Raw genomic sequence first — 23,246 nt, forward strand, 5'->3', positions numbered from 1 at the left:
TTTGTTATGCATTGTGGGAACGGTTATAGGCTCCAGTGAGCATAGCGCCCAGTGAAGTTTTTACTAACACGTTGACCGTATTGACCTATTTTGGAAGTCTGTAAGCCAAGTTGATGCAATGATTCTGCCAATTTTACCGCCGCGACGACGCCATCAATGATGGGCACAGGCAGTTCTGCAGACAACTTTTCAACCAAACTCGACATGCCAGCACAGCCCAAGACGATGGCTTCCGCGCCGTCTTGTTCTATGGCAGCAAGGCATTCTTGTTTAAGTAACTGATAGGCCGCAGGATCAATATTTTCCAGAGCCAAAACGGGAATGTCGGTGGCTCTGACGCCGCTGCATTTATGTTGATGACCGTATTTTTGCAGTAAGTGTTCACTCGCTGGTAAGGTTCTAGATAACGTGGTGACGACGCCAAAGCGGTGGGCAATTAAACTGGCCATTTGAAACCCCGCCTCGGCAATGCCAATCACAGGGGCGTCAGCTAATTCACGGGCCGCGTCTAACGCGGGGTCACCAAAACAGGCAATGATGTGGGCGTCGACACCTTGCTGTTTACCTTGTTCGATAAGATCGAGCAGGGCGGCGCTGGCAATGACTTCATCAAAAGCGCATTCGATGCTTTTAGGACCGTGCTCTGGCGTACAGGCGATGATTTGCGTGGTAGAGAGTGCAATAGATTGTGCACTCAGCGCCATGGCATGAGTCATATCGGCGCTGGTGTTTGGGTTAATGAGCTGAATTCGCATGGTGCTCCTAGCGGCCAAAAAGTCGTTGAAAATCGATGTTTTCATCTGCTTTGCTTTCAAGAATAAGTGAAGATTTGATGTGTTTAAGGTGATGAGTCATCCAGTTTTGTGCCTCGTCTGCGTGGCCTTTATCAAACAGCTCAAGCAACTCTGAATGGTCGCCGCATTCGCAACCGACACTGCCGCGTGTGCCGTAGGCAGCGAGAATGAGCGAGGAGCGATAGCAGAGTTGTTGGACAAAACTCGCCAGTACTTTATTGCCTGCCAGCGTGGCCAATTCATAATGGAAACGGGCGGTTAGCTGGATAGAATCGGCTAATTGATTGCTGTCTTCTGCGTGTTTTTCTTCAGTGACCATGATACGAAAACGCTCAGAATGTTCCGCATTCCAATGAGTAAGCAGATCAGGAATGAGTTGCGGCTCAATTAATATACGGCTGTCCAGTACTTCTAATGCTTCCGCTTTGCTTGGATGGTTTACTTGCGCCCCTTTGTTTTTTTCTATCACCACAAAGTGCTCTAGGGCGAGTCGTTGCAAGACTTTGCGTATGCCCGTTCGGCTCACACCAAACGCCTCTGATAAGCGGTCTTCTGGCAGACGCGCTCCGGGCGGTAATTGATGCTCGACAATGGCGTTTAGCATTTGTCGGTAAATGATCTCATCATTCGACATAGGTTGTTCCTAATTATTGTATACGATGTCTTTCTATAATTCGTCAATAAGACAATATAACACGGCCGTTTGTTTCATACATCTTAAACAAAAAAAGTATTTTTTGTGCACAATTTTGGTGAGTTTTTGTATTTATTGAGTAGGTTTGGTGCAGCTTAACCTCATTTTTACGGCTGTTTTTCGGCTTTTACTCTTAAATGTCTAGGGTTGGGTTTCTGGCACATTAATTGTATTAATCATTGTATACAATTAAAAAGGAACGCAATCATGAAACAAGTATTTGAACAAAGCCCTAGGCTGGCAAACAGCGATCTTCTTCCTGAGAAAGATCAAAAATGGGGCTGGTATAGTATTTTCGCGTTTTGGATGTCGGACGTGCACAGTGTGGGTGGCTATGTGTTTGCTGCCAGTTTGTTTGCTCTGGGTCTAAATGGTATTCAGGTCTTTATTAGTCTGTTGTTGGGCATTTCCATTGTGCTAGTTTTTGCCAATTTGATGGGCAAACCAGGACAAAAAGCCGGTGTGCCTTTTCCTGTGGTAGCGCGTATGTCATTTGGTGTATTCGGTGCCAATATCCCGGCTATTATTCGAGGATTGATCGCGGTGGTTTGGTACGGTATTCAAACCTTTCTCGCGTCCAGTTCCTTTATTATTTTGCTGCTGTATTTCTTTCCTGACATGGCGTCTTTGGCGGATAAGTCGTTTATCGGGCTGTCTTACTTAGGTTGGATCGGCTTTACAGCCATGTGGGTGGTACAAGGTGTCGTGTTCATGTTTGGTATGGACATGATTCGCAAAGTCATTGATTGGTCTGGTCCTGCTATCTATGTCGCCATGTTTGCTTTGTGTATCTATATGGTAGATCGTGCTGGCTGGGAAAATATTAGTTTCAGTTTGAGTTCCAACAATCTGACTGGCATGGATGTGTATGTGCAGATGTTCATCGCGATTGCCTTGGTAGCAGGCTATTTTGCTGGACCAACCCTGAACTTTAGTGATTTTTCTCGTTATTGCGGCAGCTATAAAAAACTCAAGCTAGGCAATTTATTGGGCTTACCTGTTAACTTTGTGCTGTTTTCTTTGTTCAGTGTGGTGATTGTATCGGCTTCTATTCCGGTATTTGGTGAGATGATTACCGACCCTGTGGAAACGGTAAAACGTCTGGATTCTGGTTTTATTACCGTGCTTGGCGCTCTGACCTTTATCTTTGCGACCGTAGGCATCAATATTGTGGCGAACTTTGTCGCACCTGCGTTTGATTTCTCTAACGTGTCGCCACAGAAAATCAGCTTTAAGGCAGGTGGTTTTATTGCCGCGTTTGGTTCTGTGTTGCTAACGCCTTGGAATTTATTCAATAACCCAGAAGTGATTCACTACACGGTGGACGTATTGGGGGCGATGATTGGGCCTTTGTATGGCATTCTTATCGTTGATTACTTCTTTATCAAAAAAGGCCACATTGACGTCGCTGCTTTGTATACAGAGTCTCCGAAAGGCGCGTATTGGTATGAGAATGGCGTGAACAAGAAAAGCGTCTATGCTCTTATCATCGCGGGCGTGGTGTCTATTTTGGCGACCTTCGTATTCAATGCCTTGGCAAACTACGCCATCTTTATTGGCGGTATCGTAGCGGCCTTGTCTTATCGTTACATGATGGAGCCAGAGCGTGTGGCGTTGCAAAATATCGTGTTAGCCAAGTCCTAAGAGTGGATCATTAGACACTTAAATAAAGAAGCCCCGCATAGCAATGCGGGGCTTCTTTATTTACTCAGTGAAAAGGCTTGTTAAGCCGTTGCAGCAAGATCGGCTTCCGCTGCCGCCAGCATGTCGAACTCTTCTTCTGGTGTTTTCGCCACAAGGCAGTTTTTGCTATACAAGAAGTAGTAAGCGGCGCCGATGGCGAATAAGACTAGCGTGTAGAAAAACGCACGTGGATCGTAAGCGTAAACGCCAGTCAGCGCTAACAGTGACAAAACAAAGGCGATGGATGAGGTAACGATACCGCCAGGTGTTTTATAAGGACGTTCCATGTTTGGCTGTCTGATGCGAAGCAAAATGTGGCTTAGTGCCATCAAAGCATAAGACACCGTCGCGCCAACCACAGCCATGGCAAGCATAAGATCGCCTTCGCCAGTCAAAGAAGCTAGGAAGCCCAAAATACCCGGTACGATCAAAGCACGTGCAGGGACTTTACGTTTATCGGTAACAGACAAGCTTTGTGGAATGTAACCTGCACGAGACAAGGCAAAGACCAAGCGGCTGTAACCGTAGATGATAGAGAAGAAAGACGCGATCAAACCAGCAAGGCCTAGAACGTTTACTGCCGTTGCTAAAGAGCTGTGTCCTGCAAAGTTTAAGGCATCAACCAAAGGCACCGCGCTCTTACCCATCGCATCTGCACCAGCGGCACCGGCTAATAAAAACACCACCAAAAGTGCCGTGAAAAGTAAAAAGATCATCGCGCCGATAATGCCTTTAGGCACGTCCTTCGCTGGATCTTTGGCTTCTTCTGCTGCCAGAGGTACACCTTCAACCGCCAAGAATAACCACATGCCGAATGGCAACGCTGCCCAAATACCATACCAACCCATTGGCATAAACTCAGACGCGCCAGCCGCATCAGTTACGGCCACATCAAATAAACGGCTACTATCAAAATCGCCAATCAGTGCAACCGCTGTCGCTAGGATCGCAATCACAGCCAAACCACTGATCACCATCATGACTTTGAGCGCTTCGCCCGCACCGGCTAGGTGAATGCCGATAAAGACCAGATAAAACGCGGCGTAGACCCAAGGTCCATTAAAGCCCAACAAGGCTTCTACCGCAGAACCGATAAAAATCACAATGGCGGCAGGCGCCAAAGCGTATTCAATTAACACCGCTAGGCCAGTTAAATAACCGCCCGTTGGTCCCATGGCTTGACGCGCAAAACTATAACCGCCACCCGCCGCAGGGATCGCCGCGGACATTTCTGCCAAGGATAAAACCAAGGTGAAATACATCACCGCCATAAGCGCCGCCGCGATAGCAAAACCGCCCCAGCCCGCTTCGGCAATACCAAAGTTCCAGCCCGCGAAGTCACCGGATATGACATAAGATACGCCCAAGCCCGCGAGTAGAATCCAGCCCGCGGAGCCTCGTTTTAGCTGGCGTTTTGCCAGATATTCTTTGTTAATTTGATCAGACATTTTAGTTTCCTTTTGTTCCAGTTGTGCTCTATAGGTTGAGTTTTTAACCGTCATTTTTTGCCCAGTGGGCTTATAGTTTTCTTGCTTTTCTGTTTGTGCGTCTTCGTGCGTTTTGTTTTTTCACTTATCTTTTTTCACTTATCTTTTTCCTCGTATTAGGAGATGAGGAAGTTTTTTGACTCCTTGGAGGTGTCTACAATTAAATCATCGTCGGATCTGTCTTTGAGTTTGACGCCAGACAGTTTCAGGGTTCGTGCTTCGTTTAATAAATAAAAGGCTTTGCGCGCCGCTTCTTGGTAGACCAAGCCGGCCGGACGCACGTTGGAAATACAGTTGCGATAAGCATCGGTATACCCCACTTTACCGCCCCAAGTCAGATACAAGCCTAAGCTATCGGGGGAGTCTCAACCCGGACGTTCGCCGATTAATACCAAGACGCATTTGGCGTTGAGGCGTTCACACACATCGTCGCCAATGGCAACGCGGCCTTGTTTCACAAAACAGATAGGGGCGAGGTTCCAGCCGTTGATATGGTCAGAAAGCGCTTGTAAAAACGGCAAGGTATTTTGTTCAACTGCCAGCGATGACAAACCATCGACCACCACAATGGCGAGGTCGTAATGTTGTGAAGTGGAATCTCGGTGTTCGTCTAGTTGGTGGGCGGATTCGTCATCCAATCTGCGACCATAATCTGGACGCTGTAAATAGGTTGCGCGGTCCGTCGCGCGACTGTGCAAGAGTAGGGGGCACAGTTTTTTGTCCAATTTTTTGCCCAGTCTTGTTCCATCAGAGCCTTCGACAAAGCATCGGTGTCGAGTTGCGTGTGCACCGCATCAATAGCCTGAGCATGGGCGAGCTGAAATGCGAGTAAATGTTTGGTGGGTACACTGACACCGGCCCGCCCCAAGCCAACGCGCGCGTCCGTAAAGGCATTGAGTTTTCTCCACGCGTTTTCCGTAACGGGTTCTTCCTTTTCCGTTATAAGAGGCGTGTGTGGGTGTGTTGGGAAAGACTTATCAGGTTTAGGTATGTCGGATTTAGGGATGTCTTGGCTCATGAGCGACCTCCAATCATACGATTGAGTGATTTATGGAACGCATCAGGTAGCTTGTGGTTGAGGGTGAATTGCTCGTTATTTTTGAAGATTTCCATCTTCGCAAGCCAAGCATCAAACTCCGGCGCAGGTTTTAACCCTAACACTCTGCGAGCATATAACGCATCGTGAAAAGACGTTGTCTGGTAGTTCAGCATGATGTCGTCGGAACCTGGGATGCCCATCACAAAGGTACAACCCGCGACACCTAACAGTGTCAGTAAATTATCCATGTCGTTCTGGTCTGCTTCGGCGTGATTGGTGTAACAGACGTCGCAGCCCATAGGTAAACCAAGTAGCTTGCCGCAGAAGTGATCTTCCAACCCTGCACGGGTAATTTCTTTGCCATCGTACAAATATTCTGGGCCGATAAAACCGACCACGGTGTTAACCAATAGCGGATTGAATTTACGTGCTACCGCATAAGCGCGTGCCTCGCAGGTTTGCTGGTCTAATCCATGGTTGGCATTCGCCGACAGCGCACTGCCTTGGCCCGTTTCAAAGTACATGACGTTGTTGCCCACTGTGCCACGATTGAGTGACAAAGCGGCCGCTTGGGCTTCGGCCAGTGTGGCGAGGTTAAAACCAAAGCTATCGTTGGTCGCTTGAGTGCCACCAATGGACTGGAACACCAAATCCACGGGTGCGCCTTGTTCAATGCATTCGATGGTGTTGGTCACGTGCGTGAGCACACAAGACTGAGTGGGAATCTCATAATGCTGGATCACTTCGTCCATCATCTTGATCAAGCGTGTGGCTTGCTGCACGTTGTCTGTAGCAGGGTTGATGCCTATAACGGCATCACCGCAAGCGTACAGCAAACCGTCTAATATACTGGCGGCGATACCCGTTAAATCGTCCGTTGGATGATTTGGTTGTAAGCGCGTCGACAAATGCCCCGGCAAGCCAATGGTGTTGCGAAACGCGGTTTTTACATGGCATTTTTTTGCGACCAAGATCAAATCCTGGTTGCGCATAATCTTACTAACCGCCGCCGCCATTTCCGGTGTCACACCTGGGCGAATGGTCGTCAGTACCTCGCTGGTGGCTAAATCGCTCAGTAACCAATCACGAAAGCCCCCACGGTCAGGTGTGAAATCAAAGAAAAGGCGTTTTTGTCATGATCGTCTAATATTAGTCGGGTAATTTCGTCTTCTTCGTAGGGAACGAGAGCTTGTTCAAGGAAAACTTTTAGTGGTACATCGGCCAGTGTCATCTGCGCGATGGCGCGTTCTTCAGCGCTTTCAGCGGCAACGCCTGCTAAGCGATCACCGGAACGAGCCAGGGTGGCTTTGGCCATTAAGTCGGCAAGATCGTCAAAGCCAAAGGTGCGCCCGCCAACTGTGTTTGTAAACTGAAAGTGGCGAGATTGAAAAGCGGAATGTGGATTATTCATTATGTTTGCTCACGCTTTTGGTCCGGTATTGGTTAAAAAGACAGAGTCAGGCTAAAAGGCATACATTTTGCAGTCTTTATCTGAGTCTATGTTTCGAGTCCATGGTTTGATAAATCACATGAGTTAACAGTACGGAAATCCATAAACTGACGTTATCGAATAATGGCAAAAATAATAAATTCTATATTTTTCAATGGTTTGTGTTTTATATCTTGCGTATTTTGTGAGAAAAAAGACAACAGTGGGTGTGAATATGTTGAATTTGGCGATGAATGCACCAAAAAAGAGCAATTCTGTCTGTGTGTCAGAAGCTTATGATGCGGATTTGCATGCCAGCAACCTGACAGGCTGGCAACAAGAGTACGATCAAACTAGCCGAGGTGTTTTTTATGGGCGGATCGTCGAATTGCCGTTTGATGGTTTGCAGGTGTTTTGTGAGCACACTAGCCAAGCCTTGCAACAAAAATGCGTAGTGTGGCCGAACTCGGTCTGGCTCGGTATTCCCCTCGCAGGACAAGAAGAGAGTCGCATTAATGGCTTAACCATTAAAGGCAATACCATCATGTGTCGGCCCGGCAGCTGTGATTTTCAACTTTCTACGCCACAGGATTACGATTTATACGGCTTGGTCGTGGATCGTCTGAAGCTGATCAAAATGGCATCGATTCATGGTGTCGACCTAAATTGGAAAGAGTCTCACCGAATATGGTCGCCTTGGTGTACCCGATAAAACCTTGGAGGAAGTGCGCTTTGTGCTCGCGCGTTTGCTCTCTATGAAAAACAAAACAACACCGCCGCGCTTGCAGCAAGACATCGTGATGATGGCACTGCTGGAAGTACTCAAAGAAGAAACGCCGCAGCCTGCCAAAACACAAAGCTATTATCACCGTAAAAAAGTCGTCGACTGTGCTCGTCAGTTTTTAGACCACCACCTTGATGAACCGGTCACCGTGACACAACTGTGTGAAGTGACCAACGTCAGCCGTCGAACCTTACAATACAGCTTTGAAAGCATCCTCGGAATCAGCCCGATTCAATACCTGCGCATCAGTCGATTAAACGGCGTGCGTCGTTCACTAGTTCAAGCCGAAAAAGGGCAATCGGTCAGCGACATCGCCGCCCAATGGGGATTTTGGCACTTAAGCCAGTTTGCTAAAGACTACAAACAATTGTTTGGTGAAACGCCCTCAAAAACACTCACGGGGTTGAGTGGTTGAGAGAAACAATAAATTTAGTTTTTTAAAAGTGGTATAGGGAGGGCATTCGTAGAAAAATGCTTTTTGAGCGAAGGTTGTTTTTATATGATGAGGATGCTCGTGCGCATTATCAAAATGTTCAGCTACATTTATATCACTGCAAATATAAAGGTGGCGAAATGAATACAAAGCAACTAATCGAAGAGGCAGTATCACTGCCGGTAGAAGAGCGTGCCATTGTTTTGGACTCACTGCTTCGCAGTTTAAATCAGCCAGAGTCAGAGATAGACAAACAATAGGCAAATGAGGCGAAACGTCGTCTTTCTGAACTCAGATTGGGCCAAGTTGAAGAAATTCTAGGAAATGATGTGTTTAGCAAGGTGTGGGATAGGTTAACAATTAGGGGAAGATGAAAATTAAACTTTCTTTTCATCTGGCCCTAATACCTTAAAGCTGTGCACCAGACCGCGTTTCGCGTCCACGCTAATATGTGCTTTGATCCCGAAGAATCGTTGATTGCCTTTCTTAGTCTGATGCATTTCAGGGTCTCGTGACTTGGCTTTATTTTTGGTTGAGGCTCGCGGCTTCGATAATCGTCGCATCAACAATGGTGCCTTCCTTAAAGTAAATCCCTGAGTCAGACAGTCATTTGTTCACTTCTTTAAAGAGCTTGCGCCCAAGCTTGTGCTTCTCAAGCAAATGGCGGAAATTCATTATGGTTGTATGGTCTGGGATCGTGCCGTTTAGAGACAGGCCAGAAAACAATTGCATTGAGGTAATCTCGTAGAATGTATCTTCCATCGCTGGATCACTTGTGCTGTACCAGTTCTGCATAAAATGAATGCGTAGCATGGTAGCGAGAGGGTATGGACGCCGACCATTGCCAGTTTTTGGATAGAACAGTTCAATTTGAGCTTCAAGCTACTGCCATGGGATCAGCTCATTCATCCGACCAAGGAAAAGCTCTTTGCGGGCTTTACTACATTTGCTCGTTAATTTGGTATCGGCGAAGGAAAGCTGGCTCATAAAAGAAGCAAAGTTAGCTTGTCGCCCCTGAAAAACTCTCAACCTATTGAATCTAATAGGTTTTTATAAGATAGTTAATGCTTAAACCTTACGATAAATACGCCTTTAGACCTAAAAAGTTGCAGAATGGGTGAGTTTTATGAAGCCTCGTCAGAGAAAGACCATGCCGCAAAAAGATTTGTTCCAACCTCAGCTCGTAGACATCATTAATCCCAATCATCCTTTAGTTCGACTGGCTAAGATCATTGATTGGAACCTGTTGGATAACGAATTGGGGGCACACTTCTCAACGGTTGGTGCAGCCGCGTTGCCAACGCGCCTTATGACGGGGTTACTGTATTTGCAACACTTGCATAACTTGTCTGACGAAATGGTATTAGAGCAATGGCTTGAATCGCCTTATTACCAATATTTTTGTGGCGAAACCTTTTTCCAACACGACTTCCCGTGCCATCCAACGAGTCTTGTTAAATGGCGAAAACGGTTAGGAGAAGAAGGCTGCGAATGGCTGCTTACCCAGACGATACAAGCAGGGCTAAAACTAAAAGTTATCAAACCAGCGAGCTTAAAACGAGTCGTAGTAGACACCACGGTACAAGAAAAAAACATCACCTTCCCAACAGATGCCAAGCTCTACAACAAGGCTCGACAACAGCTCACGCAGGTAGCCAAAGAACAAAATATCACGTTAAGACAAACCTACGACAAAGTCTGCCATGAGTTAATGCCAAAAATTGGACGCTATGGCCACGCCAAACAATATAAGCGGATGAGAAAAGCGATTAAGCAAGTCAAAGGCTTCTTAGGGCGAGTATTGCGTGACATAGATCGGCAAGTAAAGCGACAAGGATTAACGCTCACCCAAAAACAGGAAGATATACTCAACCAAGCTTATCGATTACTAAAACAAACTCGCCAGAGCAAGAATAAACTGTACAGCCTACATGAACCCAATGTGGACTGTATATCTAAAGGCAAAGCGCATAAACGCTACGAATTTGGCGTAAAAGCCAGTGTAGCCGTTACCGCGAAAGAATCCTTCATCGTGGGCGCAAGAAGCTATCCTGGCAATCCGTATGATGGCCATACGTTAAAAGATCAACTGCAACAAGTAGAAACCCTGACAGGCACGAAACCGGACAGCTGTTTTGTTGACAGAGGGTATAAAGGGTCTGGCGTGGAAGACATTAGCGTCTTGATTGCAGGTCAAAAACGCGGAGTCCCCAAGAAAGAGAAGCGCTGGATGGGAAGACGAAACAGCGTAGAACCCATCATAGGGCATCTCAAATCCGATGGAAAACTCAGACTATGCTTCTTAAAAGGTGTGCTAGGCGATGCGATCAACGTGATCTTAAGTGCCTGTGGTCAGAACCTACGTAAGCTACTGAAGTGGCTTTGTTGTGCCCCATATTTTGGAGCATTTTTAAGACGATTATGGCTGAAAATAACTTTTCCACTTGAAAGACCCAAAAATAGAATGGCGCTTCTTGCTTGAAACGCCATTATTCAGGGACGACTAGCTTGAGTCGGTCAGATTGCCTCTTGCCGATAACTTAATCTCATGCACCTTAGCAGAGTGCTTACAACCATTCGATACGAAATGTATGATCGAGCCTTACATCCGTTTTAAAGGCCAAGTCGGTGAACAAGCGACCATGTTCTTGCTCGACCCATGTGGCAACGCATTAGAGTTCAAAGCCTTTTAAGATATGGGCCAACTGTTTGCTAAGTAAGGTTCTGCCATAAAAAAGCGCAATCTTAGACTGCGCTCAATAAGCCACACTGGCTTCCAGTGTGGCTTTGCTGCTCGATAAGTTGCTTATTTGAAACGGCTTAAGATTTGCTCCACATAGTAGGTGGCTAATCCTAAGTAGTTCTCCGGTTTGAGGGCTTCAATCACAGCGGTTTCTGTTAAATGTTGCGTCACTCTTGGGTCATTAGCTAATACTTGCGCTAAGTCTTGTGACCCTTGTTCTGCAATACGACAGGCATCATAGACAACGTCGTGTGCTTCTTGTCGGCCTAAATATGGAGCCAACGTCATCATGGCGGACTCTGCCATGATTAAGCCATTGGTTGAGTAAAGATTGTCCAGCATTCGCTGAGGGTGAACTTCCAAGCCTTCTAATAGGAACGAGGCTTGCGAGAGCGCGCAGTGTGTTAACACAAATACTTGCGGCAAGGCGATCCATTCAGCATGCCAAGGTCCCGTTGCACGTTCCAAATCAGACTCTTGAGCGCCAAGTAACAAGCTCGTATTTCCCACGATAGCTTTATGACAACCTCGGATGACCTCACAGGAAATAGGGTTGCGTTTCTGTGGCATGGTCGAGGAAGCGCCGCGGTCTTTCACGAATGGTTCACTTACTTCTCCTAACTCAGTCATCGACATGATCATGATATCAAAGGCAACTTTAGCCAAAGAGCCAGACAGTATTGCCAATGTCGTTGCGATTTCAGCAAAGTTATCTCGGGTGGCATGCCAAGGTGCCGTTGGACACTGCAAATCAAGTTCTTTTGCTAATTGCTCGGTCACTTTTTCCGCGCCTTTGCCCATGGATGCTAGTGTGCCCGATGCGCCGCCAAGCTGCGCAACCAACACTCTCGCTTTCATTTCCTGTAAACGAGCTTGGCAGCGTATTAAAGAATCAAGCCAAATGGCTGCTTTATAGCCAAAGGTGATCGGCAGCGCATGTTGCATATGGGTTCGTCCAGCCATCACCGTGTTTTTGTAGGTCTCGGCTAGCTTGCTTAAAGCCTTTAGGGTTCGTGTGAGCTCTTGCTCAATCAGTTGAATACCGTTACGGATTTGCAAAACGGAGCCGGTATCCATGATGTCTTGAGTGGTGGCTCCCCAGTGCACAAAACGCCCAGCGTCACCTGCTGCGCCGCTTAATTGTCTTACCAAACCTAAGATGGGGTAGCCGACATTGCCGGTATCAATGGCAAGTTGCACCATATCTAATGATACGGTCTCAGCTGTACGGTTGATGGCATCTGCGGCGGCTTGGGGAATCATCCCCACGGAAGCCTGTGCCCGAGCGAGGGCGGCTTCCACATCAACATAGCTTTGCACACGCGCTTTATCAGAAAACACGGCGTTCATGGCATCAGACAAGAACAGTGGCGCGAACAGTTTTGAGTCAATAATTGAAGAAGACATTTTTATTGTACCTTTGCTTTAAGCTCGTTTTTACGAGACTGATACTTTTGAAAAAAGATGAGTAGGGTGAAAAGGGCAATCCCCGCTAGGTCTGTTTGCCAGCCACCGGCAATACTGAGTAATGCCGCCAGCATGAGTAGTGCTCTAACAGGCAGCCCCACCTTGCTAATAAACCAGCCTTGCACCGCCGCACTGAGTAGATAAATGCCAAACACAGCGGTTACCGTTGCCATGGCAATTTCAAGGACACTGCCTTGCATCAGAAGCGCTGGGTTAAAGCAGAAAATAAACGGCACAATAAAAGCGGAAATACCGATTTTGAAAGATTGCACGCCCGTCTGCATGGAGTTAGAACCTGCGATCGCGGCACCAGCAAACGCGGCCAAGGCAACCGGAGGGGTAATGGCCGACATCACCGCGAAGAAGAACACAAAGAAATGCGCTACTAACGGCTCAAGCCCCAACTGAACAAGTCCAGGTGCGACCACGGCTGCTGCCACGGCATAAGCCGCCGTAGTGGGCATGCCCATGCCGAGTACCACAGAAATCAACATGGCAAAGATCAATGCCAAAATCGTACTGTTATCGGCTACCGCTAACAAAATAGTAGAGAAGCGTAAGCCCACGCCAGTAAGGCTAATAATGCCAACTATGATGCCGGCGGTTGCACACACGGACAAAAGTGGTATCGCCATTTTGCCAGCCAATGCCAATGCATGAAAAATACGTCCAAGGCCCATTTTATTAGTCCCCAGCCAACTCACAACGATGACGGAGATACCTGAGAGGGTTCCGGCACGTATGACTGAGTAACCCAGTACTAAACAGACGATCAAGATGATAATGGGCGAAAATAAGTAAAGTTGGCGCAGCAGTAGCGCTTTATTGGGGAGTTCATCCTTACTTAAGCCCTTCATGCCTAATTTTGAGGCTTCAAAATCGACCATAAAAAAGACCGATAAGAAATATAGAATGCCAGGGATGGTCGCAGCTAGCACAATGTCGGTATAAGGAATCCCTGTCACATCGGCCATGATAAAAGCACCAGCCCCCATAATAGGAGGAAGAATTTGCCCACCAGAAGACGCCGCCGCTTCGATTGCTCCTGCTACTTTGGGTTGGTAGCCCACTTTTTTCATTAGCGGAATAGTAAAGGCGCCAGTCGAGACAACGTTACCCGCTGAGGAGCCATTGATGGTGCCCATTAAACCTGATGCAATCACCGCTACTTTCGCCGGGCCACCTTTCTTATGGCCGGCTACGGCAAAGGCGAGTTTGACAAAGTAGTCACCGGCCCCAGAGGCTTGCAAAAAGGCGGCAAAAACAATGAAAAGAATCAAATAGGTCGCTGACACACCTAAGGTTGGCCCTAGGATACCGTTATCGGTCATCAAGTAGGTGGTAAGGCGAGCCAAGTCGTAACCATCGTGATGCAATATGCCTGGCATCCAAGGTACCCACGAAGGCATACAAGACAAATACCGCTGCAATAATAACCATCGCCAGACCGGTGGTACGGCGCGTCATTTCAAGTAACAGCGCCATAGCACCGATAGAAATGACCGCATCCGACGTAGTTGGAAAGGCACCAGCTCGGAATTGCAACAGATCCAAGAACTCCACTAAGTAGCTTGCGGTGACACCCGCTAAGACGGCGAAGCTAAAGGCATTGGCAAGGTCTGTGTTGGAATGAGTGCTGCGCCAGCCAGACACCAGCGTGCAGATCAGCGCGGCTAAGTAAAACCCAGTAAATAGGTTCAACTCTGATGCATTAAACAGGTTTCGATCTAAAACGAGGTAGCTGGCCAGTGCGCAGCCAGACAGAGCTAGGCTGAGCAGAGCAAGCCATTTACGTAAACGGCTGGCAGGTGCCTGTGTTTCGCTATGAAATAAAAATGCACCGATACCAAGGCCAGCTAACAGGTGCAGTATTCTTTGGATCCAAGCATCCACAGGATAAAAATTGAGTACCAGTAGCTGAATAAATACATAGCCAGCGCAGGCGGCGATCACCCAAATGGGCGCACTAACGCGCTCATCTGAAGTGCTAGCAGAATCCAGGTTGACAGATTCTGCTGCTTGATTTGAAAGTGGTTGAGACATGATGACTTACTCGCTACTCAACTTCACAACATACATCGACGCCGATTTCTCGGTAGTACTTAGCTGCGCCTGGGTGAATTGGCAGCACGCCGTTAAACAGCATATTTTTAGCCAGTGATTCTGCGGCGGCTCTGTGAACCTGCATCATCTCGTCATTACTTTCTAAAATAGTCTTGGTGATGGCATAAGCTAGGTCATTTGACATCTGCTTGTTGGCCACAACAAAGTTCCACATTGAAACCGTTTGGATATCTTGGCCCTGTCCTTTATAAGTACCGGCTTTGATGGTCATGGGTGATAAGGAAGGAAAGGCGTCCGTAAGTGATTTTACTTGTGCGTCGCTAAAACCTAACGGTGTGATGGCATTTTGAGCTTCAACCTGTGTGAAGGCTGTGACAGGAATACCCGCCGCCAGGCCTAACGAATCAATCATGCCATCTTGAAGTTGCCCAGCCTGATCGCCCGCGCCACCAAAGCGTGGTGTGACGTTAATGCCTACCTCTTGCAAAATGGAGGGTAAGTAGGTGGCAGTGGTGCCTGCTTTGGGTCCAACGCCCATGGTTCGGCCGTTTAGCTGTTCTAAAGTTGATATGCCTGAAGAGGTGAGTGATGCCATTTGAAATGCAGACTGATACATCGGGAAAAGCACCCTTAAGTTGGGAAGCTGACTGCCAGGCATTAGTGGGTTTTTACCTTCAACACTCTGTTGTGCAGGCCCTGTACTAGTGAGTCCTAGGTCTATTTGTCCAGCTTCCACTAGTGCTAGGTTTTGAATGGGGCCACCAGAAACTTCTGCACTGGTAGAAATATTCAGCTTCTCTTGAATGAGCTTGGCAACGCCGCTGCCGTAGATGAAATACGTGCCGCCTTGGGAGGCCGTGCCTAATTTCATGCTGGATGGGAAGTCACTTGCTGTGGCAGATGTTGCTAAAAGAATGCTGGTAAGGGATGCGATAATGCCAATTTTCTTAGTCATACGTAAACGGTCTTTCATGGATAGGCTCCAGTTACATTTATTGTTATTGAAAGAGAGCGACAACACCTATTTGTCCGTACAAATTTGTGTTGTATGGACAATATAGAGTGCTTTTATTGGATTGTCCATACAAATTTCTTTTCGGAATGCAGTGGATCCGCTAGCATTGTTTTGAGAACAGTTGCCAAAGGTGATAAATGAGCAAGATTGCAAGGTACGTCGAAGTAGCCAATATTCTCGAGCAGAGGATTCAGATGGGGCTTTATCAAGTAGGGAATTTATTACCTACGGAAGCTGCTTTAGTGTGAAGAATTTAGTATTAGCCGATTTACGGCGAGAAACGCCCTCAAGCAACTTGAGGAAGTGGGTAAGATTGAGCGCCAACAAGGTAAAGGCAGTGTGGTGTTGGCGGACCGACCGGTAAGATTTAACAGTACCTGGTCTACTATCGATGAGCTGATCGAACATGCGAACCAAGTTCGAGTGAGTTTTACTTCTGTAAAAACAGTGTTTGTAGATGCAGAGTTATCAGCAAAAACGGGTTTTAATGTGGGATCCAAATTAAGTGAATTCAAGGGTGTCCGTTTTGGAAAATCAGCCAATGCCGAGATTCCTCTGTGCTCTATCGTTGTTTGGATCGATGCTAAATACGCCTCAAGCTTAGATCAGCTGGATAACTTGGGGAGCACCATCATTTCTTGGTTGAAAACAACCCATCAACTAGAGCCAGTGGAAGTTCGGCAAAAGATCTCTGCACAGATTATCGGTGATGATCTTGCTAAAGTATTAAAAACAGACTCAGGTATAGCTGGTTTGAATATAAAACGTACATATTTAGACAAAAGAGGTGTTACGATCGAGGCAACTACTACGGTATTTCCATCGTACTTGTTTGAATATGAAACGACAATATCGAGCCGTAATTAACAGAGATTACAAGCAATGTAAGCCGATTCGTTACGAGTGGACGTCGTTAATCCTTGCCTTTCCATCATCCAAAAAATTATTTTTCAAAAAAATATCGTTTATCTGAAACCTTTTTTTACAAGATGAGTATCTCTGTATGAGCCGCCCAATTGGGTGACACCTAGTTTACTAATACAACTCATATAGGATGATTATGATGAAAAAGACGATTATTGCTGCCACGACTGCTTTCGCTGTTTCTGCTTGTTCAACTGGCTTTTACGGAACACCGGACCAAGATAGCCATATTGCTGGATACGCGCTTGCTAACAACGGAACGACCTTGATCACAATGGAATCTATCGCGTCTCCCGCTAAAATGGACTCCTTTATGTTAAGCAATAAGCTGGACGCCGTGGCTTATCGCCCCGTCACTGGTGAGCTGTTGGGCTATTCCAACGGCGCGGTTTATGCTGTGGATACTAAGACGGGCAAGCTAACCGATCTTGGTGCGGCCTTCACAAATGGCGCCATGATATCCAAGAATGCGTCAGCCACCGCGATGGACTTTAATAACGCCATTGATGCTGTTCGTATGGTGGGTTCTGACGGTACAAATTTGGTGTATTTCCCAATCGGTTTTGGTAATGAAGATAAGCGTGCTAATTCCGTATTAAAATTTACCTCCACATTCTATGTACAAGGCGACAGCAACGAAGGCATGACGCCTGAAATTTTTGCGAACGCGTACACTAACGCCATTGTCGGTGCAAAAGCGTCGAGCACTTTTCAGTTTGCGTTAGACAGTAAAACAGACTCATTGGTCAGCCTTGCGAATAATACAGGCGAACTAAAAACCGTGGCTAAGATCAACATCAATGGTAAGGCCGTTGACCTCTCATCCATGGGTGGCTTCGATATTGTTTCTGCCGAAGAAGGTTCTGACGCCGCTTATGCCATATTACAGCTTGAAGGGGCATCAAAAGCTGGGCTTTATGCTATAGATCTGACGACAGGCGCGGCAACCTTAATGGCCGACTTACCAATGGGTGGCTTTAGCGGCTTTGCCGTCTCAGGCGGTCAATAATTGCGAAGGGTGTTTTTACACTCACAGTAAGAAAAAACCAAAGGCAGTCTAGCAATAGATTGCCTTTTTCTTGTGAGCTAGTTTACCAAATTATCGAGATATTTGTTTTAGATTGTATTGTTATGTTATAACATATTTTATCTGTTGTAATGAACGCTTTGAAATAGCGTTAGTGTCAGACCAGTCAACGACTCCTCATCATGTAGGGCATTATATGAATGAACAGCTAATGAATAATCCACCGAGCAAAAAGCTTCCCGTCACTGTGTTATCAGGTTTTCTGGGGGCAGGTAAAACCACCTTGTTAAACCATATTTTGAATAATCGCGAAGGTCGACGTGTTGCGGTGATTGTGAATGATATGAGTGAGGTCAATATCGATGCGGCGTTGATCCGAGAGGGCGGGGCAGAGCTTTCTCGTACGGATGAAAAAATGGTCGAAATGAGCAACGGCTGTATTTGCTGCACGTTACGAGAAGACTTGCTGATTGAAGTGGAACGCTTAGCTAAAGAGAGAAAATTTGATCAGCTAGTGATCGAATCGACAGGTATTTCAGAGCCATTGCCTGTTGCGGAAACCTTTACCTTTGAAGGCGAAGATGGCCGCTGCCTTAATGAAGTGGCGCAACTCGATACCATGGTCACTGTGGTCGACGCGTTTAATTTCTTGCGTGATTACAGTTCGCACGACGATTTGCAAACGCGCGGCGAGTCGTTAGGCGAAGAAGACGACCGCACCGTGGTGGATCTATTGATTGAGCAAATTGAGTTTTGCGATGTGATGGTCATTAACAAAGTGGACTTGGTGACGGAAGAAGATCGAGATCGATTGATTGCCATGCTGCGTAGCTTGAATCCAAGGGCGAAAATTGAGATGGCTCAATTTGGTAAGGTGCCATTAGATCGTGTTTTAAATACAGGTTTGTTTGATTTTGAACAAGCGTCTTTAGCGCCCGCTTGGCTGCAAGAAATTCGCGGAACCCATGTGCCAGAAACCGAGGAATATGGCATCAGTAGTTTTGTCTACAGCGCTCGTAGACCCTTTCATCCGAGTCGTTTTTACCAGCTTGTGAATCAGGATTGGCCCGGTGTGGTGCGTTCCAAAGGCTATTTTTGGTTAGCATGTGATCCCACGAAAGCGGGTAATTGGTCGCAAGCAGGCGCGGCGGCAAGGCACGGCCCTGCCGGATATTGGTGGGTGTCTATTCCCAAAGCCCAGTGGCCACAAGATGAAGAGTCGGTCGAGTGGATCCATGAAAAATGGCATGACAAGGTGGGCGATGCGCGCCAAGAGCTGGTTTTAATCGGTATGGACATGGACGAATCCGCCCTGCGAGCCAACCTAGATGCCTGCTTATTAACTGATGACGAAATGGCACTAGGTGCCAGCGTTTGGAAGACTTGGACAAACCCTTTTCCTGAATGGATTTGATCCTGTTACACGCTTTACTGGTTGTAAGGCGTGTTTTTCGAGGGGATTGATGCAGAGTGCAATAACGCCGAATACATCATTTTGATGTATGATCAGTTGAGTGAAACGTCATAATTGGAGCGAACGGTGACTCGATACTGGGTGTTGTTATTGTCTGCTCTGTTCAGTTTTTGCGTTCAAGCCGATGCTGTACAGAACACAATGGATCATGGGGATTTTGGTCCTTTTATGCGTTCGTTAAATAATACGAGCTATGGTTATCAAGTTATTGAGGACGTTACTCGGACTGCCATCATTAACAGTGCACCAACCAAACTAATCGAGAAATTCGAGGTGCATCCAGGAGACTGCTACTGGAATAAAGGCTGGAACGATTGCGAGCAAGATCGCGAACGCAGTGAGTTATCCGAGCAAAAGAAAACAACACCTGCAGGCAGTGACGCTTGGTACGGTTGGTCGATTTACTTTCCAGAAGACTTTCCTAATGTGTATCCCACCAAAACAGCTTTAGGGCAATTTCATCAAGCCAATTCTCATCCTATCTGGATGTTTCAAAATGGCCGTGGCGGTTATCACCTAGACGATCATATTTCTGGAACTAAGAAAAACTACGAGCTGATTAATGAGGCTGACCTTCGAGGTCGGTGGCATAAAATCGAAGTGCATGCTCGTTGGGAAAAAGACGATTCTGGTGTGTTCCAAGTTTGGGTAAACGGCGAGCAAAAAGTCGACTACCAAGGCCCGACGATGGACGCAGACATTGTGTATTTTAAATACGGTGTGTATCGATCTTTTTTATCACGATATAAACAAGCTAGGCAGTTAAACGCTGTACCACCACAAATTGTCTATTACAGCAATGTGAAGCGTGGTAAAAATAGGGCATCGCTTCAGCCTTAGATTATTGCCATTGGGAGATAAAATGAGCGTTCAAATTCGTCCAGCCGTGATTGGCGACTTACCCGCATTAACGGATCTTTATAACCACTACATAGTAAACACGCCAGCAACGTTTGATATAGAGCCTTACACATTAGAAGGTCGAGCGGTTTGGTTCGCACAATTTGCGACCACAGGCCGACATCGTTTATTGGTAGCGGAACAAGACGGCAACATTCTTGGTTACGCTTGTAGTGGACCGTTCAAACCCAAACGCGCTTATGAAACCTCGGTGGAAGTCAGTATTTATCTAAAACCCGAGACAAAAGGCCGAGGCTTGGGAACCGCCTTGTACCTTGAATTGTTTGAGCAACTGGAAACTGAAGACGTGCACCGCGCCTATGCTGGCATCACCTTACCCAATGAGGCCTCCCGTATTATCTACGAAAAGTTCGGCTTTGAATCCGTCGGTGTTTACCTAGAAGTAGGCCGAAAATTTGGACAATACTGGGATGTGGAATGGTTCGAGAAAGAGGTGGGGAGCGATTAGAAAATAACAATGACTTATTAACCTAGGTTAATTCCTTCTCTTCTGCACTCCTGTAAGCTTAACGGTATTCCGTATTGATTGAGCATTAGGGAGCGCAGTATGTCGTTATCATCCAGTCTACAAAATTATCTATCTGACCTAGGTTTGGTCGTACCTGAGCCATTGAATATTGAGTTTGTTCAGACGTTGCAGTCGGCCCATGTGGCGCGTTATAGCTTTAATAGTTTGGCGGTGGTGTTGGGTGAAGAGATTTCGTTGGAGCTTGAAGCGATCAGTCAGAAAATAGTGACTCGTGGTCTCGGAGGCTATTGCTTTGAGCATAACAAGTTAACGTTTGAGCTTTTAAAAGCCTTGGGTTATGACGTGCAGCTTAAGTTGGCAAGAGTACTGAATAATAACTTCGAGCGTGAAGCGGGCCGAACCCATCGAGTGACTTTGTTAACTTTAGAAGGCGTCAGTTATTTAGTCGATACTGGTTTTGGTGGTAATGGACCGATTGCGCCATTGCGGTTAGATAGCAATACGAAGCAAATGGCTGGTTTAGATGGCTATCGTTTGTTGGCAAAAGGCAAGGGTGAATACGATTTGCAGGTTATGAAAGGGGAAGATTATTTTACCCTTTATCGTTTTGATAATGCGGCTTACACGGATGCGGATTGTGCGCTTGGGCATTTTTATTCTCATAAACATCCGCAGGCGGTGTTTTCAAAAATCTTATGGTGACCTTGAAAAAGAAAGATCAGACGGTTGCCTTGGTGAATGCTGAGTTTACTAGGAGAGACCGACAAGGCGAGCATAAGCAGTTGATTGAAAGCCCTGAATTACTCGGAAATATTTTGAACTCTGAATTTGGTATTGCCCTTGAAGCTGCTGTGGTTGAGCATCTCTTTATCCGTTTTGTGGCGCCTATGTTGACAATGGATGAAGTCGGGGCGAGGTCATGAGTTCGTTTTTTACTTTGTTATTATGGGCTTGGTTGATGGCGTCTTCTTTTATCGTCTCGGGTCATATGGTGGCATACGCTAGCCCGATTGCTACGTCGGCGTTTCGTTTCTTATTGGCGATGCTCATTATGTTGCCAGCGCTATTGTTCAGTTGGCAGCGAGCTAAGCTGAATAAAACCGAGCAGTTTAAGGCGTTATTCGCTTCCCGTCGTCGGCTTTGTCATTATGTGGTGATAAGTGGTGCCCTGGTGGGGTTTTTTATCGGATTGTTTGTCGCCTTGCAGTCGACAACGCCGTTGAATACCTCTGTTTTGTACACCTTGGTTCCCTTAATTGGTGTGATGATAACGAGGGTGTGGCTTAAAGAAGTCGCGCCTTTATGGCGAGTGGTTGGCTTTGTTCTTGGCTCTGTCGGGGCGATGACGGTGCTGTTTTCAACACAAGGCTTTTCTACTCAAGGCTTTTCTACACAAGACTTTCCTATTCAGGGCAACGACGGATTTCAGTGGCATTCGGGGGATTATATTTTTCTTGGATCGTGCTTTTTATTGGCCTTGCACGTGGTGTCGGTACAGAAATGGGGGCGTTCGTTAGGTGCCTTGTCTGGGGCTTTTATGATTATGCTGTTTGGAACACTTTGGCTGCTGCCTATCGCGTTGATTTGGGGAGAGCTGGATCAAGTGCAATGGGCGTTGCAAGGTTTTTGGGTGAATATCTTGTATCTGACGGTATTTACCACCTTATTTACCTTTGTATTGCAGCAACGTTTGGTGATGACGGTGGGGGCAAGTCGCTTGCTGGCGATATCTTATACCATACCGGTTTGGGTTGCGTTATTTACCGGGTTAACGCAATCACGGTTGTTAAGCTTGGTCGATTGGCCTTTTGCTTCTGGCATTGTATTGTTAGGCATCGCATTGTTTCTTATTGATGGTAATGTAAGTAAGGTAAAAATCGTCCATGGATCGAACTCAACTGCAAAATAGTTTCGAAGCGTATTTTAACGAATTTGGCTACGATATTGATTGGCAAAGACTGACGGTGCCAATGGATGTGCATGTGATTCGCAAAGGTGATTACCTTTTTAAACAAGGCGATACCGCAAATCGTTTGTACTTTTTGCATTCTGGACTAGTGCGTTATGTGAGTGTTTCCGATGAGGGGAAGGAGTTCACACAAACTTTTGCGAAGAGTCTCGAGGATCATTGGCTCGACCAAGGCGATGGTGACCGAAACACGTGTTTTGTTTGGTATTCAAGCCTTGGAGGATTGCATGATGTCTTCTTATCCTTGGCAGGCTTTTTATGCCCAAATGCGTCATGATATTGGCTTTTTAGAGTGTTACGCTAAGTTTTTAGAGCGTATTTTTATGACGAAAGAAGAGCGCGAGAATGCTTTTGTAAAGCACTCCGCAGAGCGGCGTTATCTAGATTTTTGTACCGCGTATCCTGAGTTAAAGGATTCTATTCCACAGCAACAGATCGCCTCTTACATTGGTATTACACCGGTGGCGTTGAGCCGGATTCGACAAAAACTGAAGTTAGGTCATCGTTGATTGTTGGTGTCTGAAATAATCAATTCTTAGCCATTATCTATTTCGTCATTTCATCATTTGGTAAAGTGAATACATGTGTTTGTGTATGGCTATACTCCTCCTTATATTTTCTAAAACATAAAAATAATCTATAGATCAATGTCTTGAATATACTTTAACTCTTTATTTTAGTGCTTTTTCATTTTGGGCATGCTCCATGCAATTCTCCTTGTTGTGAGAAATAACCTATTTAGCACACTTTACCTATCTGACTAGGCTCCCCTCCTAGTCAAATAGACGTGGTGTCTACTTAGTGACGGCTTACCGTTTCATAAAAAAATA

At 46.4% G+C, this 23,246-nt stretch carries 22 protein-coding genes and 4 pseudogenes; 15 read left to right on the forward strand and 11 right to left on the reverse strand.

Annotated elements, in window-relative coordinates; all coding sequences use genetic code 11:
- Positions 1-23 precede the first annotated feature (23 nt).
- The gene (locus ONZ52_RS17895; RefSeq protein WP_265220045.1) at positions 24-755 is read right to left on the reverse strand and encodes an aspartate/glutamate racemase family protein; all 732 of its coding nucleotides are present in this window, start codon (positions 753-755) and stop codon (positions 24-26) included.
- Between the two features lie 7 nt (positions 756-762).
- Entirely contained in the window at positions 763-1,428 is a 666-nt protein-coding gene (locus ONZ52_RS17900) for a GntR family transcriptional regulator (protein WP_265220046.1), read from the reverse strand.
- A 267-nt stretch (positions 1,429-1,695) separates the two neighbouring features.
- On the opposite strand from ONZ52_RS17900, the gene ONZ52_RS17905 reads away from it, so the two are divergent.
- On the forward strand, positions 1,696-3,132 hold the full coding sequence (locus ONZ52_RS17905; protein ID WP_265220047.1) for an NCS1 family nucleobase:cation symporter-1: 1,437 nt from the start codon (positions 1,696-1,698) through the stop codon (positions 3,130-3,132).
- Between the two features lie 80 nt (positions 3,133-3,212).
- On the opposite strand, the gene eat is transcribed toward ONZ52_RS17905, so the two are convergent.
- From eat to ONZ52_RS17920, 4 genes and pseudogenes are all read right to left on the reverse strand, one after another.
- The gene (gene eat / locus ONZ52_RS17910) at positions 3,213-4,619 is read right to left on the reverse strand and encodes an ethanolamine permease (protein ID WP_265220048.1); all 1,407 of its coding nucleotides are present in this window, start codon (positions 4,617-4,619) and stop codon (positions 3,213-3,215) included.
- 155 nt (positions 4,620-4,774) lie between these two features.
- Positions 4,775-5,383, reverse strand: a pseudogene (gene eutC, locus ONZ52_RS17915) (ethanolamine ammonia-lyase subunit EutC).
- Positions 5,269-5,676, reverse strand: a complete 408-nt coding sequence (locus tag ONZ52_RS24855; protein WP_321160363.1) for an ethanolamine ammonia-lyase light chain EutC — start codon at positions 5,674-5,676, stop codon at positions 5,269-5,271. The pseudogene eutC and the gene ONZ52_RS24855 overlap by 115 nt, the downstream one beginning before the upstream one ends.
- Positions 5,673-7,108 (reverse strand): annotated as a pseudogene (locus ONZ52_RS17920) (ethanolamine ammonia-lyase subunit EutB). The gene ONZ52_RS24855 and the pseudogene ONZ52_RS17920 overlap by 4 nt, the downstream one beginning before the upstream one ends.
- A gap of 253 nt (positions 7,109-7,361) precedes the next feature.
- On the opposite strand from ONZ52_RS17920, the gene ONZ52_RS24860 reads away from it, so the two are divergent.
- Both ONZ52_RS24860 and ONZ52_RS24865 read left to right on the forward strand, forming a co-directional pair.
- Positions 7,362-7,838: an AraC family transcriptional regulator gene (locus tag ONZ52_RS24860; protein ID WP_321160364.1), complete on the forward strand. Its 477-nt coding sequence runs from the start codon at positions 7,362-7,364 to the stop codon at positions 7,836-7,838.
- 22 nt (positions 7,839-7,860) lie between these two features.
- Positions 7,861-8,325 (forward strand): helix-turn-helix domain-containing protein, encoded by a 465-nt coding sequence (locus ONZ52_RS24865; protein WP_321160365.1) that lies wholly within the window; start codon positions 7,861-7,863, stop codon positions 8,323-8,325.
- Between the two features lie 407 nt (positions 8,326-8,732).
- Here the strand turns inward: ONZ52_RS24865 and ONZ52_RS17930 are convergent.
- Positions 8,733-9,330 (reverse strand): annotated as a pseudogene (locus ONZ52_RS17930) (IS5 family transposase); the annotation flags it as partial.
- Positions 9,331-9,469: 139 nt separating this feature from the next.
- Between ONZ52_RS17930 and ONZ52_RS17935 the strand changes: the two are divergent.
- On the forward strand, positions 9,470-10,825 hold the full coding sequence (locus ONZ52_RS17935; protein WP_265220049.1) for an IS5 family transposase: 1,356 nt from the start codon (positions 9,470-9,472) through the stop codon (positions 10,823-10,825).
- 106 nt (positions 10,826-10,931) lie between these two features.
- Positions 10,932-11,036: pseudogene (locus ONZ52_RS17940) on the forward strand (VOC family protein); the annotation flags it as partial.
- A gap of 113 nt (positions 11,037-11,149) precedes the next feature.
- Here ONZ52_RS17940 and ONZ52_RS17945 read toward each other — a convergent pair.
- From ONZ52_RS17945 to ONZ52_RS17960, 4 genes are read right to left on the reverse strand one after another with little or no spacing between them, the layout of a single operon-like run.
- Complete coding sequence (locus tag ONZ52_RS17945; RefSeq protein WP_265220050.1) at positions 11,150-12,493, reverse strand: class-II fumarase/aspartase family protein; 1,344 nt, start codon at positions 12,491-12,493, stop codon at positions 11,150-11,152.
- Between the two features lie 2 nt (positions 12,494-12,495).
- Positions 12,496-13,941, reverse strand: coding sequence for a TRAP transporter permease (locus tag ONZ52_RS17950; RefSeq protein ID WP_265220051.1), 1,446 nt, complete (start codon positions 13,939-13,941; stop codon positions 12,496-12,498).
- Entirely contained in the window at positions 13,874-14,596 is a 723-nt protein-coding gene (locus ONZ52_RS17955) for a hypothetical protein (RefSeq protein ID WP_265220052.1), read from the reverse strand. The genes ONZ52_RS17950 and ONZ52_RS17955 overlap by 68 nt, the downstream gene beginning before the upstream one ends.
- 13 nt (positions 14,597-14,609) lie before the next feature.
- Complete coding sequence (locus ONZ52_RS17960; RefSeq protein ID WP_265220053.1) at positions 14,610-15,590, reverse strand: TAXI family TRAP transporter solute-binding subunit; 981 nt, start codon at positions 15,588-15,590, stop codon at positions 14,610-14,612.
- Between the two features lie 345 nt (positions 15,591-15,935).
- Between ONZ52_RS17960 and ONZ52_RS17965 the strand changes: the two genes are divergently transcribed.
- The 10 genes from ONZ52_RS17965 (at position 15,936) to ONZ52_RS18010 (ending at position 22,925) form a co-directional block, all read left to right on the forward strand.
- Positions 15,936-16,499, forward strand: coding sequence for a GntR family transcriptional regulator (locus ONZ52_RS17965; protein ID WP_321160366.1), 564 nt, complete (start codon positions 15,936-15,938; stop codon positions 16,497-16,499).
- A gap of 193 nt (positions 16,500-16,692) precedes the next feature.
- Positions 16,693-17,565 (forward strand): DUF4394 domain-containing protein, encoded by an 873-nt coding sequence (locus tag ONZ52_RS17970; protein ID WP_265220054.1) that lies wholly within the window; start codon positions 16,693-16,695, stop codon positions 17,563-17,565.
- Between the two features lie 214 nt (positions 17,566-17,779).
- A complete protein-coding gene (zigA, locus tag ONZ52_RS17975) occupies positions 17,780-18,997 on the forward strand; it encodes a zinc metallochaperone GTPase ZigA (RefSeq protein WP_265220055.1) in 1,218 nt (405 codons plus the stop codon).
- Between the two features lie 126 nt (positions 18,998-19,123).
- Positions 19,124-19,897, forward strand: a complete 774-nt coding sequence (locus ONZ52_RS17980; protein ID WP_265220056.1) for a polysaccharide lyase family 20 protein — start codon at positions 19,124-19,126, stop codon at positions 19,895-19,897.
- A gap of 22 nt (positions 19,898-19,919) precedes the next feature.
- Positions 19,920-20,426 (forward strand): GNAT family N-acetyltransferase, encoded by a 507-nt coding sequence (locus ONZ52_RS17985; RefSeq protein ID WP_265220057.1) that lies wholly within the window; start codon positions 19,920-19,922, stop codon positions 20,424-20,426.
- Positions 20,427-20,525: 99 nt separating this feature from the next.
- A complete protein-coding gene (locus ONZ52_RS17990; protein WP_265220058.1) occupies positions 20,526-21,149 on the forward strand; it encodes an arylamine N-acetyltransferase family protein in 624 nt (207 codons plus the stop codon).
- Positions 21,150-21,151: 2 nt separating this feature from the next.
- Positions 21,152-21,370, forward strand: a complete 219-nt coding sequence (locus ONZ52_RS17995) for a hypothetical protein (RefSeq protein WP_265220059.1) — start codon at positions 21,152-21,154, stop codon at positions 21,368-21,370.
- The gene (locus ONZ52_RS18000) at positions 21,367-22,356 is read left to right on the forward strand and encodes a DMT family transporter (RefSeq protein WP_265220060.1); all 990 of its coding nucleotides are present in this window, start codon (positions 21,367-21,369) and stop codon (positions 22,354-22,356) included. The genes ONZ52_RS17995 and ONZ52_RS18000 overlap by 4 nt, the downstream gene beginning before the upstream one ends.
- Positions 22,331-22,693: a Crp/Fnr family transcriptional regulator gene (locus ONZ52_RS18005; protein ID WP_265220061.1), complete on the forward strand. Its 363-nt coding sequence runs from the start codon at positions 22,331-22,333 to the stop codon at positions 22,691-22,693. Before ONZ52_RS18000 ends, ONZ52_RS18005 begins: the two co-directional genes overlap by 26 nt.
- Positions 22,644-22,925 carry a Crp/Fnr family transcriptional regulator gene (locus ONZ52_RS18010; protein WP_265220062.1) on the forward strand — a complete coding sequence of 94 codons (282 nt, stop codon included), beginning with the start codon at positions 22,644-22,646 and terminating at the stop codon, positions 22,923-22,925. The genes ONZ52_RS18005 and ONZ52_RS18010 overlap by 50 nt, the downstream gene beginning before the upstream one ends.
- The last annotated feature ends 321 nt before the right edge of the window (positions 22,926-23,246 follow it).

This window comes from Marinomonas rhodophyticola (genome assembly GCF_026113935.1).
In the GTDB taxonomy this organism is placed as follows: Bacteria; Pseudomonadota; Gammaproteobacteria; order Pseudomonadales; family Marinomonadaceae; genus Marinomonas; species Marinomonas rhodophyticola.

Bases quoted from the DNA above. Each gene is read 5' to 3' on its own strand.
- ONZ52_RS17895 (WP_265220045.1), bottom strand. From the start codon at position 755: ATGCGAATTCAGCTCATTAACCCAAACACCAGCGCCGATATGACTCAT.
- ONZ52_RS18010 (WP_265220062.1), top strand. From the start codon at position 22,644: ATGATGTCTTCTTATCCTTGGCAGGCTTTTTATGCCCAAATGCGTCAT.
- ONZ52_RS24860 (WP_321160364.1), top strand. From the start codon at position 7,362: ATGTTGAATTTGGCGATGAATGCACCAAAAAAGAGCAATTCTGTCTGT.
- ONZ52_RS17955 (WP_265220052.1), bottom strand. From the start codon at position 14,596: ATGTCTCAACCACTTTCAAATCAAGCAGCAGAATCTGTCAACCTGGAT.
- ONZ52_RS17985 (WP_265220057.1), top strand. From the start codon at position 19,920: ATGAGCGTTCAAATTCGTCCAGCCGTGATTGGCGACTTACCCGCATTA.
- eat (WP_265220048.1), bottom strand. From the start codon at position 4,619: ATGTCTGATCAAATTAACAAAGAATATCTGGCAAAACGCCAGCTAAAA.
- ONZ52_RS17900 (WP_265220046.1), bottom strand. From the start codon at position 1,428: ATGTCGAATGATGAGATCATTTACCGACAAATGCTAAACGCCATTGTC.
- ONZ52_RS17970 (WP_265220054.1), top strand. From the start codon at position 16,693: ATGATGAAAAAGACGATTATTGCTGCCACGACTGCTTTCGCTGTTTCT.
- ONZ52_RS17950 (WP_265220051.1), bottom strand. From the start codon at position 13,941: ATGCCAGGCATATTGCATCACGATGGTTACGACTTGGCTCGCCTTACC.
- ONZ52_RS17935 (WP_265220049.1), top strand. From the start codon at position 9,470: ATGAAGCCTCGTCAGAGAAAGACCATGCCGCAAAAAGATTTGTTCCAA.
- zigA (WP_265220055.1), top strand. From the start codon at position 17,780: ATGAATGAACAGCTAATGAATAATCCACCGAGCAAAAAGCTTCCCGTC.
- ONZ52_RS17945 (WP_265220050.1), bottom strand. From the start codon at position 12,493: ATGTCTTCTTCAATTATTGACTCAAAACTGTTCGCGCCACTGTTCTTG.
- ONZ52_RS17960 (WP_265220053.1), bottom strand. From the start codon at position 15,590: ATGAAAGACCGTTTACGTATGACTAAGAAAATTGGCATTATCGCATCC.
- ONZ52_RS17905 (WP_265220047.1), top strand. From the start codon at position 1,696: ATGAAACAAGTATTTGAACAAAGCCCTAGGCTGGCAAACAGCGATCTT.
- ONZ52_RS18005 (WP_265220061.1), top strand. From the start codon at position 22,331: ATGGATCGAACTCAACTGCAAAATAGTTTCGAAGCGTATTTTAACGAA.
- ONZ52_RS24855 (WP_321160363.1), bottom strand. From the start codon at position 5,676: ATGAGCCAAGACATCCCTAAATCCGACATACCTAAACCTGATAAGTCT.
- ONZ52_RS18000 (WP_265220060.1), top strand. From the start codon at position 21,367: ATGAGTTCGTTTTTTACTTTGTTATTATGGGCTTGGTTGATGGCGTCT.
- ONZ52_RS17990 (WP_265220058.1), top strand. From the start codon at position 20,526: ATGTCGTTATCATCCAGTCTACAAAATTATCTATCTGACCTAGGTTTG.